Consider the following 18,607-nt stretch of genomic DNA (forward strand, 5'->3'; position numbering starts at 1 on the left):
CCATCAAGGTTCGGGCTTACGAAATGCGTCTTCAAACTCAACGATATAGTATCTTCAGATCAGCAACATTTTTAATTACACCCACATTTAGGCGAAGGTTAAAAAATAAAGGCTCTTTTCGTAAAGATTGTTGTTATTCTCTGTTCGGTGCGATCAGCGTACTCCGCTCATCGTGTATCGGTACGAGTAGATACGGTTCGCATAAAGCGTAAATTCCGGATGCGTCTTGGCCGACCAGCTTTCGTCCCCGCCTACGCCCATCTGCTTGTGCAGAATGCGCACCACCGTCTTGTCAGCCGGCGGCAACTTGTAGGCATGGTCGCTCTCTTCCAGTTCCGTCGGCGTATAAGGCAGCACGCTGGCTTCCATCTCGTTCTCCGCCGTAAATAGCATGCCTTGGCCCGCCTCGTTATGCACCTTGATCCAGCGAACGCCTGTTTTGTTCCCACATTCCTGCGGCTTCAGGTAGGGCATGAATTCCTCCATCGCCCGTCCGGTGAATACCCCCAGCTTGGCGCCGACGGCACGGTCCCAATGGTTCTCATGGGGGCCGCGGCCGTACCATTCGATCCGGTCATATCCGGCGTCCATCACGAGCATCATGCCTATGGCCGGCAGTTCGGGCAGGTTTTCCCCCGGAGCTAGCGTCTCTTCCACGGCGACCATGCCATCTTCGAACACGGTATACCGCACCGTGCAGAAGGATATGGCCGTCGTTTCCAGTGTGAATTCGGCGGTGATCTCCCATGCGCCAGCTGAAGGACGCCTCGTCAACCGGCGGAGGGTAAGCTCTTGACCGGCTTCTCGCCATACCTCGGACCTATTCGGCAGATTGCTGCCCCGGTCATTATCCGTCATGGCCCGCCAGAAGGTAGGCTCCGGACCCATCTGCAGAAGCTCCGCTCCATCGAAACGGTAGGAGACAATAGTCCCGGTGGCAGTATCGAAGGCAGCTTCGAAGGCGCTGCCACGGACTAGCCACTGACCGGACGATTCCGTCAGCTCCGGCATTCCTGCCCCAGTTGCAGGGGTTGGCTTCCGGCCGGCGGGAATCATGTGCACGGGCAACTGTGCCCATGCCACCTCGTGGCCCGCTTCTGCCCAGAGCTCCGTCTTCTTTAGCCGCAGGCTGACCTCAAGCAAGAGCTCGGCATCCTCCGGTTCCGACGGGAATTCCGGCAAGCGGAGCACGATATCCGAGGTGGTCAGAGGTTCCACAGCAAAGCTGCCCCGCATGGCCTCCCCGACTGGACGGCCGCCTAGAAGCAACTGCCAGACCCATTCGAACTCGTCCAAGCGTGTGAACAGGAACTTGTTCGTCACCGTCAAGCCCCCGGTAACCGGGTTCCAGCCGCTGAATCCCACGTTCTGGTAGCAGGCCTTGACCTCCTCCAGCTTCGGAGACACCTTCCTGTCCGCGAACAACAGTCCGTTACCGCAGCCGTTGCCGTCATGAGGGGATTCTCCGAAATCACCGCCATAAGCCAAATATTCCGTACCATCCGGTGTCCGTGTGCGGATCGCTTGGTCTACCCAGTCCCAGATGAAGCCGCCTTGGAGCACCGGATACTTGTCGAACAGCTGGGTGTATTTGAACAGGTTGCCATTGGAGTTGCCCATGGCGTGGCTGTATTCACAAAGAATGAACGGCTTTTTCGGTTGTTTCAGCGCATATCTCTCCACATCGACAGGGAAGGTGTACATTTGGCTCTCCACATCCGATACGTCCTCGAATTGACGGTTTAAGAAGACGCCCTCGTATTGTACGAGACGGGTAGGATCATTCTCCTTCAAGAACCTGTACATATGCCGGAAGTTCTCTCCGCAGGAGGCTTCATTGCCCAAGGACCACATCAGGATAGAAGGATGGTTCTTATCCCTTTCCATCATAGAGCGAGCGCGGTCCACCACGTTATCCTTCCACTCGGGCTTGCTGGCCGGAACGATATCCTCCTCATTGTAGAATCGCCAGGTGCCGTGGCTCTCCAGATTGGTCTCGTCGATAACGTACAGACCGAATTCATCGCACAGATCGTACCAGGCTGGATGGTTCGGATAATGGGAGGTTCGCACGGCATTAATATTGTAAGCCTTCATCAAACGGACATCCTTGACCATATCCTCAAGGCTAAGCGCACGGCCCGTTTCGCAGGAGAATTCGTGGCGGTTGGTGCCCTTGAATACGATGCGCTTGCCGTTCAACAGCATGACATTGTCCTGGATTTCGAACTTGCGGAAGCCGACCTTGCAGCTGACAGCTTGAAGCAGCGTGCCGTCTTTCCCGCGCAGGGATAACACCAGCGTGTACAGGTTCGGGTGCTCGGCGCTCCACTTGTGCGGGTTGGCCACCGACGCCCGCAGCTGGGTTGTGGCGAACGAGCCGTCCTCCACCCGGACGGATGAGCGGAAGGCGGAGCCTGTCACCGGCTGACCGCATGCATCGAGCAGTACGCCATCCACTTGAAGCTCTCCGCCGCCCAAGCCGGCATACCGGAGCAGCTTCACCTGCACCTCCAGCTCCGCATCGTCATAAGACTCGTCCAATTCCGTGCGGACTCGGAAATCATAGATGTGCTCCGGCGGCGGAGAGATCAGAAGCACCTCCCGGAAAATGCCGGACAGACGCCAGAAGTCCTGGTCCTCCAACCAGCTGGCGTCGCACCAGCGGTAGACCTCGACGGCCAGCTTGTTCTCTCCGGGCTGCAGATAGGGGGTCAGATCGAACTCCGCAGGAGTGAAGGTGTCCTCGCTGTAGCCGACCAGATCCCCGTTCAGCCATACGTAGAATGCGGATTCCACACCGCGGAAGTGCAGATACACGGGGCTTCCCGCCCAATCCTCCGGAACCGAGAAGGTGCGCACGTAAGAACCGACTGGATTGTACTTTGTCGGTGCGAACGGGGGTTTGAGATCCTCCTGGTTGCTCCAGGGGTAATGGACGTTGGTGTATTGGGGGTAGTCATAGCCGTGGAACTGCCATTGGGAGGGGACGGGGATCTCATCCCACCCGGATACGTCATACCCTTCCCTTTCAAAATCCGTCGGCCTCCCCTCCGGATTCCCGGCCCAGTGGAACTTCCACATGCCGTTCAAGGATAGAATCCGGCGGGAAGCAGAGGGATCGTTCCTTACCGCTTCCTCGAAGGTGTCGTACGGAGTGAAGGTCGCACGGGCATCCATCCGGTTCAGCATGAAGATGTCCGGATTGTTGTTCCATTCCGGATAACCATTGGCGGGTGGTTGGTAATCTAATTTTTTAAACATTAGTGCAGCACCTTCCTTTGTCACTTTGGACTGATTCAGATAAAAATTGCAATATTATGGTAAATACAATCAACTGACATTCTTGATCTTATCCTTAATGCTGGTCGCCGTGAATGCTGGTCGCCGTGGGTTCCATATCGATATACAATCATCTGTTTCTGTACTCCCAAATATGCCAGCGCCCCAAGGATTTGAACAGCGTAACTATCCGTAATTTGTTTGAAAATGTGGAAAACGACTAGTTTAAAAACCGTGAATTTGAATAAAAAGAGCGAATTGAGCGCCCCACGATAAAAAACCGCCAGTTTCTCCTAGGAAACTGACGATTCTCATTAATAATTCGACACGGATACTAGCTTATTTTCCCTTCGGAAATGATCGGGGGTCATCCCCAAGCACCGAATGGGGAATGGGGGCATAAAATAAATTCAGGTTCTGATAATTACTTGCCGCCAGCATCAAGGTAAGCCTGGACTTGCTTGATCACTTCCGCACGCACGGTTTCTAGTCCCATATCACGCCATTCTTTATTGGATTTCTGGGCGTATTCTTTCCATTTCGGTTCCAAGCCCGTCATTAAGATATCCGCCGTTTGTTGCAATTTCGGTTTAATTTTGCCGATTTCAGTTGCTACCGGCTTGGTATCAAAGATAAATCCGGACAGCCCCACCTGATAGTAGCTCTTCTCATCCTTAATATAATTAATATATTTCAGAATTTCCGGATCCTGGTTGGTATCAATCCGGGACATGGTCGGATTCCAGGTCAACTCGTAGCCTTGCAACACATAGTCGGAGGCTTTGTCCGTAGGCTTGAAGCCGTTATCTCCATCCTTGGTCCAATGCACACCTTCGATCCCCAATTCAAACAGGTCATGATTGTCCTTGCTGCTGAACAACCAATCCAGGAACTTCATGGTACGGTCTGCATTCTTCGAACTTATAGGAATAACAACGCTGTTGTTTGCACGGAAATCTGTCCGGAGAGCGCCTGGCTTCATGCTTTGTACATCGGGGCTGGTATAGAAGAACGGCTCCCACGAAGCGTTTGGAAGGACTTTCTTAAGGTTGGTCGTTGCACCGGTAATCCCCAAGAGGGTAGCTCCCTCAGTAGAAGCTTGTTTGGCCGGATCGAGAGCCGCGTCAGCTTGGGCGGATAGCGGATCTTTATTATTGTACTTTCTATATTCCACTCTTGTTCCGAAGTGGCCGTAGATCGAATCATGGCTATTGAAAGGAGCAGGGAACTTCACGAATTCGGATTCCGGGTCGCCGATGGTTGCGGCGCCCAGCACTTTCTTGCCATCCGCCGACAAGGCGACACTGAACGGAATTCCACCTGTGAACGAATCTTGCACGGTAGGAGCTAGGCGAATGTCTTTACGCCCGTTCTCTTGCGGAACACCCAGGCGATAAACTCCGCGTCCTCCGACTGAAAGTGGAACATAGTCAGGATGCTTCGTCTGAACGGTATCCAAATATTTCTTGAATTCATCCATCGATTTAATCGGCTGCATGCCAAACTCTTCCCGAATGTCCTTACGGATACTAATCACGGAAGGATCGACATAAGAAGTAAGAAACGGAATCGTGTAGATATGTCCGTTAATTTTATTGGCTTCGAGCAGCTCCGGCGGGAACGCTTTCTTCAATCCCGGATATTGATCATTATTGAAGTACTTGTCCAGCTGCTGATAGTACCCCAGACTGACGTTGTTATAAAGGCTCATCCATGGCGCATCAAACATCAGATCAACTGGCTCGGCAGTCGACATTTTCAACTGCATTTTTTGCCTGTGATCGGAAGGAGGATTGTACTCAAATTCAAGCTTTGTATTCAGTGTATCTTTGCTGACTTCCTCAAACTTGGCCAATATTTTATCCAAATCAATAGACTTCGCGCCGAACAGCATGAACTTCAGTGTCACTGGAGAAAGAGCTGCTGCAGGTGTTGAAGTCCCTTTCGGAGATACGCTGCTCCCGCTTTCTTTACTCGTACATGCTGACAAGATGCCGCTTAAACTGAGTGTAACAACCATTGCAGGTATAGCTGCATTTTTGAAATAACGTTTCACTTCTGCTTGCCTCCCTTATATAAGTTTCTCACAGTAAAACGACGATTCTCATTAATCATTCGACATGGATACCAGCTTATTTTCCCTTCGGAAATGATCGGGGGTCATCCCCACATGTTTCTTAAATGATACATAGAAGTAACTCGTGTTGTCGAAGCCGACCATTTCTCCGACTTTTTTGGCTGGATGATCGGTCTTTAGCAAAAGCTCCTGCGCTTTATGGAATCGAAGCTCCGCCATATACTCTGCGACAGATTTCCCCATCTCGTCTTTGAACAACTTTCGCACATAACTGGCTGTAAGCCCGATCAAATTGGATAACATATCCACGGAAAGATTAGGGTCCGTGTAGTGCTCATTGATGTATTCCACCACTTTTTCTATGGTCTTGCTGTTTTTGGACCGGGATTCCTTATCTCTTATGGCAATGATCCTCTCGCATAACGAGAAGTACCAACTCTCAATTTGTTCCAGGGTATCCCATCTTGTTAGTTCCTGCTGGCAAGTATGAATCTCCAGATCAGCGTCCTCCCGGTCAAAGCTGGACATGCCCTTGGCCGTTCGTATGGTCATAACCAGCAGTTGGAGCAAAGAAAGAATGATTTCATCATATTTAAAGGGATGTATAGCCGCGATAAACTCTGATGACAGCTCCTGAAGACGCTCTACCTCACCTGCTTTCAAGCTAATCATGATTTGTTTCTCCAATTGGGCGGGATATTGATAGTCTTTCGTCTCAGCTGAAAGAATGTCGTCATAGGAGATCAGGCTGTTCGTCCCATAAACCAACCGGAAATGAACGGCTTGGTAAGCGCCCAATCTGGATATCTTCATATCCTCCAATTTCTCCGCAACAGGACCGATGGAAGCCGTAACGGTCATTTTGAGAAACTTCTCAACGTTAAGCTGTATCTCCGCCAATATATCTTCGATTCCGAGATCATTCTGTTCATCTTGGGGTCCAATATTAAAGATCAGATCCAAAGAATCATGGCCGTCCTCCAATATTTCCAACTTATATCGCCTGGACACGATCTCACGACTGATATTTTCAATCGCAAACTTCAACAATGAAATATCAACCATATCATATTTCTCGGACATTTTATAAAAGTTATCGATCTTTAGCACACATACCACATAACGGTCGGATTCTGTGCCTAGCTCATGTTTTTTCATTGCTTTATAAGTTTCCGTTTTATTGCCAATTGTTCCATGAAGAATGGAGCGAAGAAGGCTTTGTTTGCTCGCAGAGACCGATTGTTTGATATCGGTTTGAAGCGTATTGACCTTATTCTCCAGCAAAGAAAACGATTTGTTTAACAGATCGTATTCGTTCAGAATCGGCTTATCTTTCGTCTCGGCAGCTGTTATGGTTTTTTTGATCAATTGATAAATAGGTATATAAATGATCTTGGTGAAAAATGCTGAAGTAATCGCCATCGCTGCCAGACCTAGCAACGTTATTCCCAAGATGAAGCTTTGCATGGCTTTTACTTTGTCAAGCAATTCTTCATAATTGGATAATATAATGAAATTCCAGCCCAGCCGATCCGCCTTTACGTAAGAAACCATATAAGTCGTACCGCCAAGTGTTGATAACATGTGCCCCCGTTTGTCATTGGAATCTATAATCGTTTTCATGAAAATTCTATAAGAATCGTCTTCTTTCAAATTGATGCCGTCCGGACGTGAAATAATGAGCCCTTGATCATTAATGATCATCATTTTATGAGAGCCATCGCCGCTTCCTTTCATGATAAGTTCTTGCAGAACGGCTTGATCCAGATTAAGAACCATACTATCCAGCCGACCATCAGCACGCATATTGGAATAAATAACGGAGATTACATTTTGAGTTTCTATACTGCTGCTATTTGGGAACGCAAGTTTTGCAACACGTGGAATAAAAATACCCTGCTCATTCAAATTTTTCCGTCGAAGCATTTCTGTCATATCCTTATCAACAAAATCCTCGATGGTACTAAACGTCAAAGCTGACGAAAAAACAATTCCCGCGTTATGGTTATAAACATAAATCGAAGAAACAAGCGGATTTGTTTGTTTAAAATTGCTTAACTGAGTATTAATTGAATATATCTCGCCGGAACTGAAATCTTTTCCGTTCAAAGCGCTGGATATGAATTCATTCTTGAGGAACAGCTGCGAATAATAATTAAAAGTGGAAGTAAGCAAAATATCAGCCGTATTGTAGGATTGGTCGATCATCCTTGTAGACGTTTCATTAATCTCAGACTTCAAATTGCTTGAAACCCTTTGCAAAATCGCATATGAAAAAACCGTCATAAACAAAAAACCGATGAGTGCATAGGAAAGTATGATTTTAAAAAGCATATTCTTTTTTCGGATAAATGACATAATCGTTTTCATTGTGCACGCCACCTGTGTCTTAAATTTTGATGAAATACGATTTTATTATACACATAAAGACAGATTTCTTAATATAGCCTTTTCATTTCCAAAATACATTAAAAATAAGCAAACTAATTAAAAATGACGAATCCACTCACAATAAGTGTTATATATTCAATATCATGGGAGTTGGTCATAACATAAAAAGAGGCCGCCCTATGCTAACTGTATAGCTACATAAGGGACAGCCTCCACAATATGATTCTTCTTATTGGTTATCTATTGAGCAAGGGTAGCGATCTCGCTGGCCGTAAGAGCTCCGGTATAAATACGGAAGTCATCCACGCGTCCATTGAGATACGGATCGGCGAATTGGGAGCGGCCGATCCAATTTTGCGTCGTGGAGCCTATGTCGGACGGTTTCAGGGTCATGGCGGTATTTTGCCCTACTTGAATACCGTCAACGTAGAGGATACCCGTTGCGCCATTTAATGTGACTGCTACATGATGCCAGCCTCCCGTTGCCAGGGCCGATTGCCCGTCAATGATTTGTTCATTCGAGCCATTGTTCTTGATTGCAAAACGGATTTTTCCATTGGCTGCATTTTTCGGTGTGAGGAACATATAGGTAGCAGTTCCGGAACCAAAATCAAAAATACGCATCCAGTTGCTCACGGCATCCAGATTCACCCAAGCTGCGATGGTACTGGTGGTGCTACTTGTGACAACACCGGCAGGAAGAGAAACATAGTCGTTGGTTCCGTCAAGATCCACAGCGTTGCCGCTTTTGCCGACAACCCATAATGGGCCATTGACAAGTGTACCGTTCCAACCGCTTCCCGTGGCATCGGCTGCTGTTGTTCCGCTTGTCTCGTTAAATTTAAGCTGCGCCAAAGGCAATGTTGCGCTGGCTTCCGTAGAATTATTACTCTCATTGCCGGGGTTAACGGCGCTTACGACGTAATAATAGGCGGTACCGGCAGTTAAGCCTGTATCTGTATAGCTGGTTTCCATTACGCCTGTGGCAATGGTGGTATATGGGCCTCCGCTGGCAGCAGCGCGTTTGATGTTATAACCGGTCGCATTCGAGGCAGCCGTCCAAATCCGCCATGGACATGGCAATACCCGGATGGTGAATGGTTGCCGATATCGTGTTCCCATTAGAATCCGTGTAGGAAGCATTGACATCGGCATTTACGACCTGAGGTTTGTACGAAGTAATGAGCGGTGAAATAGCCGCTTCCGCTGTCTGGCTGCCAAAACCGATAAAGCTCGTCATGGCCAACATGAAACAAAGAATACTGGAAATAATATTTTGAAATCGCTTTCTATTCTTTGATAGATTCATTTCATTTTCCTCCTTTTTTTATTGAATACTCTTTGCCTGTTTTTCATCGCTGCTGATTTACCGGCGTTTAGATAATCCATCCCCCCTTGCAAAATATCACCTTAGTACGGCGATTCTATAAAAAATCCCCTCTCATGCATTAAGAATATTTCCATACTCTCTTCACAAGAGGGGGCTTAACAACAAAGACCTTAATCTAAGCTGCTCGATACGTCAGTTTACGGAAGAGGGTAAATCCCCTCTTACTGTTTGGACAACAAAAACTGAGCATCCCGAAGCAAGTAGCCTGCAGCTTGCGCAGAAATATGCTTGCCGCTCTGCGCCTGTACTTCGCCTACGAAATCGGCCAGATCGTTCGCAGCCAATTTGCTTTGCAAGCTGTTTGCGATGCCAGCGTTATCGATCCATTCGGCATTCTTAAAACGTGAGGTCAAGGCCTGCAGCGATTGGATACTGGCTGTAGTCTGGAACAATATGGTTTGACTGCCCATATTCCCAGCCATATCGCTTGCCGTTACAATCAGCGTGTGCCTCCCAAGCGGCAGCGTATACAGCGGAATAGCCGCTCCTTGCTGCACGGTTTGCTCTACGCCATACGTACTTACCGTGACCGTCATCTTGCTGCTGTCGACTCCGGACAAGTTATCGCCGAGCGTAAGGATCGGCGTAATATCTAAGGAATCGCTGTGCGTGCCGTACACCAGACCGGATACCGTTATCGTTGGTGCAGTTGTATCCAGATTGAAGCTAATGGTTTTTACAGCTTCCACATTGTCGGCGTTGTCAGCCGAACGGTAGCTGACGGTATATTTGCCGTCTTGGCCCAACGTGATCGCCGACACGTAAGTCTGCCATGTAGCCCCGTCGTCCAGGCTGTACTCGGTCTTCGCTACGCCCGAAAGTTCGTCGTACGTGTTTAAGGTGACTGACACCGGATGTGCGTACCAGCCGTTTGGTCCATCAGGCTCAGCAGGAGAAGCTGTAGCCGTCGTGACCGGAGCGGTCCAGTCTATTTTTTTGAAGACAGCCTTCAGATTCCAGTCTCTAACGACATTGTATGTCTTGGCTCCCCCCAAATAACCGCCTGCATAGGTTGTCAGGTTGAACACGGGGTATGCCGTCCATAAATAATCTGCCGTTATATCATAGCTTGTTGTTGGCTCTACCCATTTTACAAATTCATATCCTGGTGCCGGCTTTGCCACAACCACAACAGCCGTTTGATCACCTTGTACCGTGAGAGAGCTTCCCTCATTCCCTGTCGGCTCCGGAGCAGGCGGAAGGCCGGTCGGATTGACATAAACCAAGGTTGTTCCTGCTGCAGGATCACTCGCCGTTGTCGTGATCGTAAACGTAGGGTTGTAGCGCTTCAGATCCTCGCCAACTTTCCCGAACATACGCAGCTCCGATATATTCCCATACCAGTTTCCTCCATAAATACGGAAATATCGGAAGGCGTAATCCTTAAATTGATCCTTCACTTTAATCGGCTGCCAGATATCATAGTTATAGCCCTTCGATGTTTCGGAAATTACTTTCCAGTTCACTCCATCATCAGAAGCACTTAAACTCACAGCTCCAGCCCTGCCAGGTAAGCCGCTGCGGTCCAAAATCTCCATTCGGTCAAGCTGCATCAGCTTGTTGCTGTTGCTCGCTCCGAAATCGAGGTTGTAGTATCCATATCCGCCGCCACCAGATCTTACATCGGGAACGGTTGATATCTTGCCGTCGAACAAATAGGTGGTTTCAGTCGCGTCCAATGTATTGTCTGAGCCGCTTAATTGCGATTCAGCCGTCACATTGATCTCATTGGACGTATTGGAAACCAATACTTTCTGCGACACTTGTACTTTATTCGCATTGGTAATGAATGTCTCCGGATAGGTGTACACGGTATAGGCCGGTGTGCCGTCCGCAAAGTTGTAGTCAATGGAAATCTCAGCATAGCCTGACTTCGATCCGGCATGAACAACATACTCAGCGGTATAGGAACCGTCATTGTTATCTGTAACTCCCACAGTCTCACCTTGAATGGTGGCGCGAACATTGCTGATTGGTTGATCCGCTTTAAATGTGAGAATCACCTTATCCCCTATGGCAGCTCTAGGCGGAATATCAATAATATCCTGAACAGGCAAAGCGTTTTGCACTTTCAAGTTGATATCCTTCACCACATTACCCGTTTCAAAACGTTCGCCAAAAATGTGGAGATCAGCGATAGTGAACGGTTGGTCCTCCGTATAGTCATCCTTGTTTAATACACCGGAGGTAAGATCCTTCATACGGAAATAACGGAATCCGGTATTCTTGTACTCGTCATTTACCGTATACGTGGACCAATCTGTGCTAAATCCCGGTATTTCGTCGGAGATTCGTACCCAGTTCGTATAGTCATTGGATGCCAGGATGATGGCCCCCTCCGATCGTGCAGGGAAACCGCTGTCGGGCATCATCCGGAACTCGCTAGGCTTTACTTTGAAGCCTTCGCCGAAATCCATCGTAAATTGCTTTTGGTCAACAATCCATCTAATAGGAATACCAGAGGCATTGAGATCTACTAACGAACCCATATTAATGCCGCTGCTGTCCGGTGCCCCCACTGCGATCCCCGTTAAATCAAGGGCTCCATCCGAGATCAACGGATTTAACAGGCGCAACCCGCTCACAGCTGCCTTCAGATCAAGCAATGCCTGATTTTGGGCAACAGCGTCGCCGGATTCGGCAAGAGCCAGCGCAGCTTCATACTTCGTCCGGAATACGGTGTAGCTGGCTGTTTCATACTTTTTAGCAGGATCATAGGTTCGGATTACATTCTCGATAGCATCTCTATAGCTGCCTGTGACTGAGATGGTGACCGCCAGCAAATTTATGGCTGTACCATTAGTTGCCGTCACAAAGAATGAATAATCACCGCTTGGGGTGGATGCCGGAATGTTCCCCGATAGTACGCCGTTGCTATCTACGATCATATTTGCATTGCTAACAAATCCGGCGCTGTCTTCGACGATGCTATACGTTATGCTTTGTCCTGCATTGCTTGCGGAATTGGACAAATCAACCTGCAGCTGCGCCGACGTATAAGAGTCCAGATGCAACTCGTTCACGGCTCCATTGAAGAGAGGAGCTTTCACCGTTATGCTGTTGACCAACAGATGGTCAAACTCGACATATTCCCCCGTCTTGCCGGATACATTGAAATAGATCATGGAGTCTGCTTGGAAATCGGTGCCAGGCACACGTGCCAAGTTGACGATCACATACTTCCATTCCCCTCCGGTATCGGGCAGATGAACCGTGGCGAACGGCTCTTTGCCAATGTCACGTTGGAACTTCAACGTCGTAATCGCATTGCTCTTGATTCGAATCGCCAAGTCGCCATTACGCCAGATGCCCACACTAGGAACAGCAAATAGTGAGCCGGATTCTGCGGCCTCGATGCGGATCGAATCGTTTGTCCTCGTAATGCCGCTGTCTAACGCGGTAACATGTGTTTCAAATTGGTACGGAACAGTGCTCCCATTCTCTTGGGCAATAACAGCAGGTACGTGTGTGCCTAAAGCGCCATCAGGAATATAAAGCCACATATCACTGGTTCTCAAACCATAAATTTCCCAATACTTATTCATCGCTTCGGCTACATACTTAAAGTCGGGATTGTTATCCGTATAGCCCTTGCCATACTTATAGATGTAATAAAAGTCCTCTTGGGCGCCGAGGCGTCCTCGTCTGTCCGGGCTAACCGGATTATTCAAGCCGTCATTGAATGGCACATCATATCCCAGGTTGTATTTATAATAGGTATTGACTCCTTTGATAAGCCGGTCGTTCAAGAAGGAATAGACGTCCACACCGTTGCCGGCTGTAGTAGCTATTCCGCCCACCGGGTCGAGCAAAGTGCCTTGTGCCGAAATGATATCAGCCAGATGTGCCAAGCCCTCAATATTGTCAAAGGAATGCGGTTGATCCCTCACCATTTCCTTGACGGCCACAACAGGTTTATCCAGAACATTCCCATTGCTGTCCACGGAGAATTCAAACATGGCGTTGGCTATCGCACCGTTTTGGTATGCGAATTGAGGTGGAGTGCTGGCGTTTACTGTCGCCCACTCTAATACACGCTCATAATCCGCCTTGCTATCCATGAAAACATAGGAGGATAATGTTGCCATGACAGAAGTTTGATGTTGATTTAACCAATTTGTATTATTTTCCATCCAGAGACTGAGCGCCGGTTTTTGAAAGTTATCACTATATTTTTGGGAATACGCATCCTTCCATTTCAGATCTTCATGACCGGTACTCGTATAACGCAGCAATTCTGCGGCCGCATTCATGTAGTACATAGGCGGCCCCTGGTGAATATGCGCATCCGTCACATACTTCGCTTTGGACGGATCCAGGCTCCCCCACAGCAGGACGATTCGCATCGCTTTCGTCCGATAGGCGGGGTCCCCTGTCATAAAATACATGATCGCCTGATAGTACGCTGCGGTAGCATCCTGCGTCATCGGTCCGTTAAAGAGGCTGGTGCTATAGCTGTCGTAGCTGTAATTCGGTACAAGATGATCGAAGTCTGCAGACGGGTTATTATCATTTCGAATCGTATACGATTTGGAAGCAAAACCGTTGGCTGCAAAGTTTGTATAGTAGCCGTACCAAGGCTGATCTTTATTCAAGATATGCTGCCGCACGCGCAGCAACTCCTGGGGTGAGCTGCTAATCGCGGGATGGACAAGCTGCATACCCGTGTTATTGATGAACGTTGGCAAGGGCTCGGCAAGGCCTTGAATGGCAGCAAGCAGTTCTGCCGCCATTGCATCAATTGCCGCTTGAGTAGCTGAAGGATCCGCCCTCAATGCCTGCGCACGTCCATAGACTTCCAGCAGTTTATTCCATGTTTCGTCTGAATAGTATTGCTGTCCTTTGTCAATAATTTTTTGGGCTTGATTTAAAATGGAATCGAAACTGGATTTATTGTACACGGCTTTAATCTCGTCCGCACTTAAGGCGCGGTTGTAGATGCGGAATTCGTCGATCAAACCATTAAACAACGGATCGGAGAACTGGCTTTTGCCGATATAGTTTTTGCTCGGTTTAAAATCACTTGGCTTGATCGTAACGTTAGCGGTTGCCTTCAGCTCACCGTTCATGTACAGGTTCGCCTTACCGCTCCCGAGCGTCAAAGCTACATGAACCCACTGACCGATTGCAAGCGGCGTGGTTTGGACGATTTGCTCGGTTCCGCCGTTCTTGATTGCAAACCGCATATAATTACCCGTTTTCGGCGTCAGGAACATGTATTGGGTTGTGCCGGTACCGAAGTCGAAGATCCGTTGCCAATCCTTTCCCCCCTTCCAATTCACCCAGGTTGATAACGTAATTGAATCGTAAGTAGATAACGTATGATTGGACGGGAGTGTGACAAAGTTAGTGCTGCCATCCAGACTGATTGCTTGCCCGACTGTGCCGTCCTTGTAGACGGGGGTGCCAGACACAGTACCATTGGCTGAGCCGTCTGTGCTATCGGCATTCCCATCGAACGGGTAAACGGTCTCGAGTGTCGTATCTGTGCTGGCCGCTGCTTGGATAGGAAATGCCAGTGTTATCAACAAGACCAAGGAGATCACCAGCGCTACCAATCTGCGCATCTTATCATTTGGGACTCTCATATTTTCCTCCTAATATAGGGATCTTTGTACGGAGCGCAAAGTCTCTCCGCTTTCATTTTAAAAACATACTTTGACTTTCAACAAGAAAACGCTTCCAGATGATTGCTAAACGCCTTCTTAATCATGAAACTCTCCTCCCAACCGACAATTGTACATAAACTTGAGAATGGTTGCAGCAATTCGTCGACGAGCAGCGATGTGAAGCCGCGTGGTAAGCGGAGGATCCTTTTTGAACACTTGTGTCGGATCCTCCGCTTCAGCGCCACGCGTCAATGATAATGGCTCGTGTTTCGTAAAAGAGTATTTTGGGAAATCTTTTGTCATCGCTCAGAGATATCAATATTGATAAGATGGATACTTCTTAGGAAAAGTGGCGTTGAATGCGGTTGTACTCCTCCGTCGTAATAGCAAGCACCGTACCATGCTTAAAGCCGTAAGGAAAGCTGAACTGCTCATCCGAACGGGTAAAGCGACCGCTCTTCAAGTCGTCTGCGACAAACGGGACATACCCCTGTCCTTCACCTTGCACACCGTAATAGTCCAGCATCAGAACCCATCGCCCATCCTGGAGCTTGAATGCAGTGGGGCCCTCATACTGACCATACCCGAGTTTGACCATCTCTTCTTTGAAAGCTTGGTTTTCCTTATATTCGCCGGTTATCGACTCCCCCTGCTCAAGAATAATGTGAATGGGGTTCTCATACTTCACAAAGCGATAGTACGTACCATTCTCTTCATATATAGCCGAGTCTATAATGCCGCTTCCGTCTTTCCTACATAAGAGTTGCGGTTTATCGAAGTGTATAAAGTCCTTGGTTCGCGTATAAAATATCGCCTTATGTCCGTAGTTGTTCGAAGCATGGGACGATGACCAATGAATGACATAGTCGTCTCGGTCGCGATCATACAGTACGTCCGGTGCCCACAACATGCCGTAATCTTCATCGCCAAGTTCGATCATTCGCTGCTCCGACCAATTCACGAGATCGTCCGACTCCCAGAGTGTCAGACACTTGCTTCCGTGCCGCGCAATATTTGCCCAGGTACCTTCATACTTGGTATCGAAGCAGTTCGCCAGGCCAAGATCCGTAGACAAAATGTAAAATTTTCCGAACTTCGTACGGACGATGGTATGATCGCGTACTCCCTTGTCACCTTTATTGCTCCATAACACCGGCTCACCGCCATTGACCTGCTCCCAATTGAAGCCGTCCTTGCTCAAGCCAAAGTATACCTGCTCGCCGTCCGGTGTTTTTTTCTCTCGGAAATGAACGAATAAATAAGAACTCATCGAATTTCCCCCTATTCGGTTACTTTTACGTCTGTATCGTTAAGAGATCTTTTCACCCGCATGACAGTAAGTGAATGCCTCGGAATCTCGTATTCGAACGCACTGCCTTGCAGATGAAGCGTCTGGTTCGCTGGGACAATCCGTTCCGGTTGTTCGAAGCTGTTCTCGTCTTCAAGCGAATATCCGGACAATTTCGAAATTTCGATCATTACCGTTTCCTTCTCGCCCTGTCCCTCCAGCACAATCCCGGTACGGATCTGCGCATCCTGCACATTGACCACTTTCAGGATGATGTCGCCGGTCGCCTCTTCGATGCTCGAGGAATAGTAGAGCGGCTCGATGACAGGGATCAGATCCTCCGTATCGGCTACAAGGACCCCATTGATATAAGCCCGTATTTTTCTGCCGCAAACCTCCAGCAACAGATGATAGCCCACATCGTCTTCTACATCGAACAGGCAATGGGTAAGAACGCAGCTTGTCCCGTTTATTTGAGAGCTGATTATTGAATCATTATTATGCCATCCTCCGATTCTCCACAGGAGCTCGTTGCGATCGTCGACCTTCCCGAAGTGAATCATGAAGCCTCTGCCCCAGGCTTTCCTTCTTGCCGTCATCGATAGCGTATAATGCTCGCAATCAATCGCTTCAAGCTCTGCTATTCGCCGCGCATGTCCATTTGCCCGGTCCTCCTCCGTATCGGTAACGAGGATCTTCTCGTCTGTAAGTTCTTTTATTTCCCCGGTTACATGGTTGATGAGCTTAATCTGAGAATATTCGACCGTTCCGCCTTCGGTTCCGACGGCTAGCATTCCCGCAATCGGCTTGCTTTCGCTCTGAACAGGCTGTTCGAAGCCTTCCGCTTGAACCTGAAGCGCATAATCACCCTGATGATGCATAAAGAGCTTCTGGACATAATAGTTGGCCGTTCCGAACACCTCATGATTGTTGAACCAGATCATATCCGGCTTCCAGTTCACATAATCGACATTACAGAGCAAAGGCGCATAGCAGGCAAGACCGACCACGTGGGCATTGCGTTCAAGCCCGGTCATATAAGCTGCTTCTGCAAGCGCGTTGTAATAGGTATTGCCCAAGGAAGCATATTCGCCAAGGAATACTTTGGGATCGTCGGCTTTGTACGAATCGTAACGGCGATGATTGGCCAGCAGCCATTCCGGCGACTGGTAATAATGTTCGTCCACGAAGTCGGAGCCGTTCTCGCGGGCCGATCTCCAGCCGCGCTCGTACTCTTCTCCGGATGCGAATGGACCGCTGTTATTAATGATTTTTATCGCCGGATGCTTGGCCTTGATCGCCCGATGGAAATACGCATACCGCTCGAAGAACCCTTCGCCGACTTCCTCGTTCCCGACGCCAATATACGCCAGTCCGAATGGCTCCGGGTGTCCCAGCTTGGCGCGAATTGCCCCCCATGGGGTCGAGGCATCCCCATTCGCAAACTCGATTAGATCGAGCGCCTCATCAATCCATGGCTGCAGCTCGTTAAGCGGCACGTTTCTCTTGTGATGCGGATCGGAGCCCCCTGGTACGACAGGAATCGGTTTGGCGCCAATGTCCTCGCAAAACAGAAAATATTCGTAATACCCAAGGCCCAACGTCTGATTGTACCGCCAATTGTTTCGCCGGGCAGGCCGCTCGGCGACATCGCCGAGCGTGTTCTTCCATCGGTACATGGAGTCACGGTCATCTGCATTCAGCGACCCGTCGTGGATGAGACAACCTCCCGGAAACCTCATGAACTTAGGTCTAAGCTCGGCAAGCAATGTGGCGATGTCCTCGCGGAGGCCATTGAGACGATTGCGGAACGTTCGTGCCGGGAATAATGAAACCATCTCGAGATAGAGAAATCCGGATCCCTTCGTGGTGAGGACGAGCCGTCCGCTGTAATCGGTAGCGGAAGCCGTTAGCCGCGCTTCGTATTTCGTCCATTGGTCCGATGCGACAACGATATTCGCTTCCGAATAAATGCTTCCTTCGAGTCCCTCCAATGTGATGATGACTGGCACGTCGAAGCTGCTATTCCTGCGTGCATACATCGAGAAGAAATAGGTATCTCCTTCTCTGACTGGAATGCCGGTATTAAATCCCTGGTTCATGAGTCCAACGCCGTCGCCTGCCGCCCGAATGTCGATTACCGCATAATTATTATTTCGGTTGTTCAGGGGCAATTCGCTTTGGACTCGAACCTCGCACTCGCCGCCTCCCCGCTCCACCTTCTCCCATGCCGTCAGCGCATGGTAATCCGGGTGATCGATCGGATCAAATTCGAACGAACGGTTTTGTACGAGTTCGGCGTACAGCCCGCCGTCTGCCGCATGATTCAAATCTTCAAAAAAGATGCCGAACAGGTCACCCATCGCTGCTCCACGGTCTTTCGTATTTATGGTCAAAGTCCCTTGCAAGCTCATCAGCTCTCATTACCTCCGCTAGTTTTTAGATTTTGTTCGAATAGTGCTGCCTCCATACCCACCCGGCGCAACACTTCAAGCCGGAAGGCTGTCGGCCACGCCACCAGCCATTCCGAAACGTCGAACGGCTCCGCCCAGCGGGTGTGAAAGAAGCCT

At 49.0% G+C, this 18,607-nt stretch carries 8 protein-coding genes; all 8 read right to left on the reverse strand.

Annotated features, from left to right (window positions below; all coding sequences use genetic code 11):
* Nucleotides 1-153: 153 nt before the first annotated feature.
* On the reverse strand, nucleotides 154-3,264 hold the full coding sequence (locus tag ASG93_RS06760; RefSeq protein WP_056830149.1) for a glycoside hydrolase family 2 TIM barrel-domain containing protein: 3,111 nt from the start codon (nucleotides 3,262-3,264) through the stop codon (nucleotides 154-156).
* A gap of 442 nt (nucleotides 3,265-3,706) precedes the next feature.
* The gene (locus tag ASG93_RS06765) at nucleotides 3,707-5,338 is read right to left on the reverse strand and encodes an ABC transporter substrate-binding protein (protein WP_056830151.1); all 1,632 of its coding nucleotides are present in this window, start codon (nucleotides 5,336-5,338) and stop codon (nucleotides 3,707-3,709) included.
* 51 nt (nucleotides 5,339-5,389) lie between these two features.
* Nucleotides 5,390-7,729 (reverse strand): AraC family transcriptional regulator, encoded by a 2,340-nt coding sequence (locus ASG93_RS06770; protein ID WP_056830153.1) that lies wholly within the window; start codon nucleotides 7,727-7,729, stop codon nucleotides 5,390-5,392.
* Nucleotides 7,730-7,990: 261 nt separating this feature from the next.
* On the reverse strand, nucleotides 7,991-8,833 hold the full coding sequence (locus tag ASG93_RS06775; RefSeq protein WP_162262829.1) for a LamG domain-containing protein: 843 nt from the start codon (nucleotides 8,831-8,833) through the stop codon (nucleotides 7,991-7,993).
* Nucleotides 8,781-9,059 (reverse strand): hypothetical protein, encoded by a 279-nt coding sequence (locus tag ASG93_RS35700; RefSeq protein WP_056830157.1) that lies wholly within the window; start codon nucleotides 9,057-9,059, stop codon nucleotides 8,781-8,783. The genes ASG93_RS06775 and ASG93_RS35700 overlap by 53 nt, the downstream gene beginning before the upstream one ends.
* 242 nt (nucleotides 9,060-9,301) lie before the next feature.
* The gene (locus tag ASG93_RS06785) at nucleotides 9,302-14,728 is read right to left on the reverse strand and encodes a LamG domain-containing protein (RefSeq protein ID WP_056830159.1); all 5,427 of its coding nucleotides are present in this window, start codon (nucleotides 14,726-14,728) and stop codon (nucleotides 9,302-9,304) included.
* Between the two features lie 361 nt (nucleotides 14,729-15,089).
* Complete coding sequence (locus ASG93_RS06795; protein WP_056830162.1) at nucleotides 15,090-16,019, reverse strand: glycoside hydrolase family 43 protein; 930 nt, start codon at nucleotides 16,017-16,019, stop codon at nucleotides 15,090-15,092.
* 11 nt (nucleotides 16,020-16,030) lie between these two features.
* On the reverse strand, nucleotides 16,031-18,451 hold the full coding sequence (locus ASG93_RS06800) for an alpha-L-arabinofuranosidase C-terminal domain-containing protein (RefSeq protein ID WP_056830164.1): 2,421 nt from the start codon (nucleotides 18,449-18,451) through the stop codon (nucleotides 16,031-16,033).
* Between the last annotated feature and the right edge of the window lie 156 nt (nucleotides 18,452-18,607).

The sequence above is a fragment of the Paenibacillus sp. Soil787 genome (assembly GCF_001429545.1).
GTDB lineage: Bacteria > Bacillota > Bacilli > Paenibacillales > NBRC-103111 > Paenibacillus_E.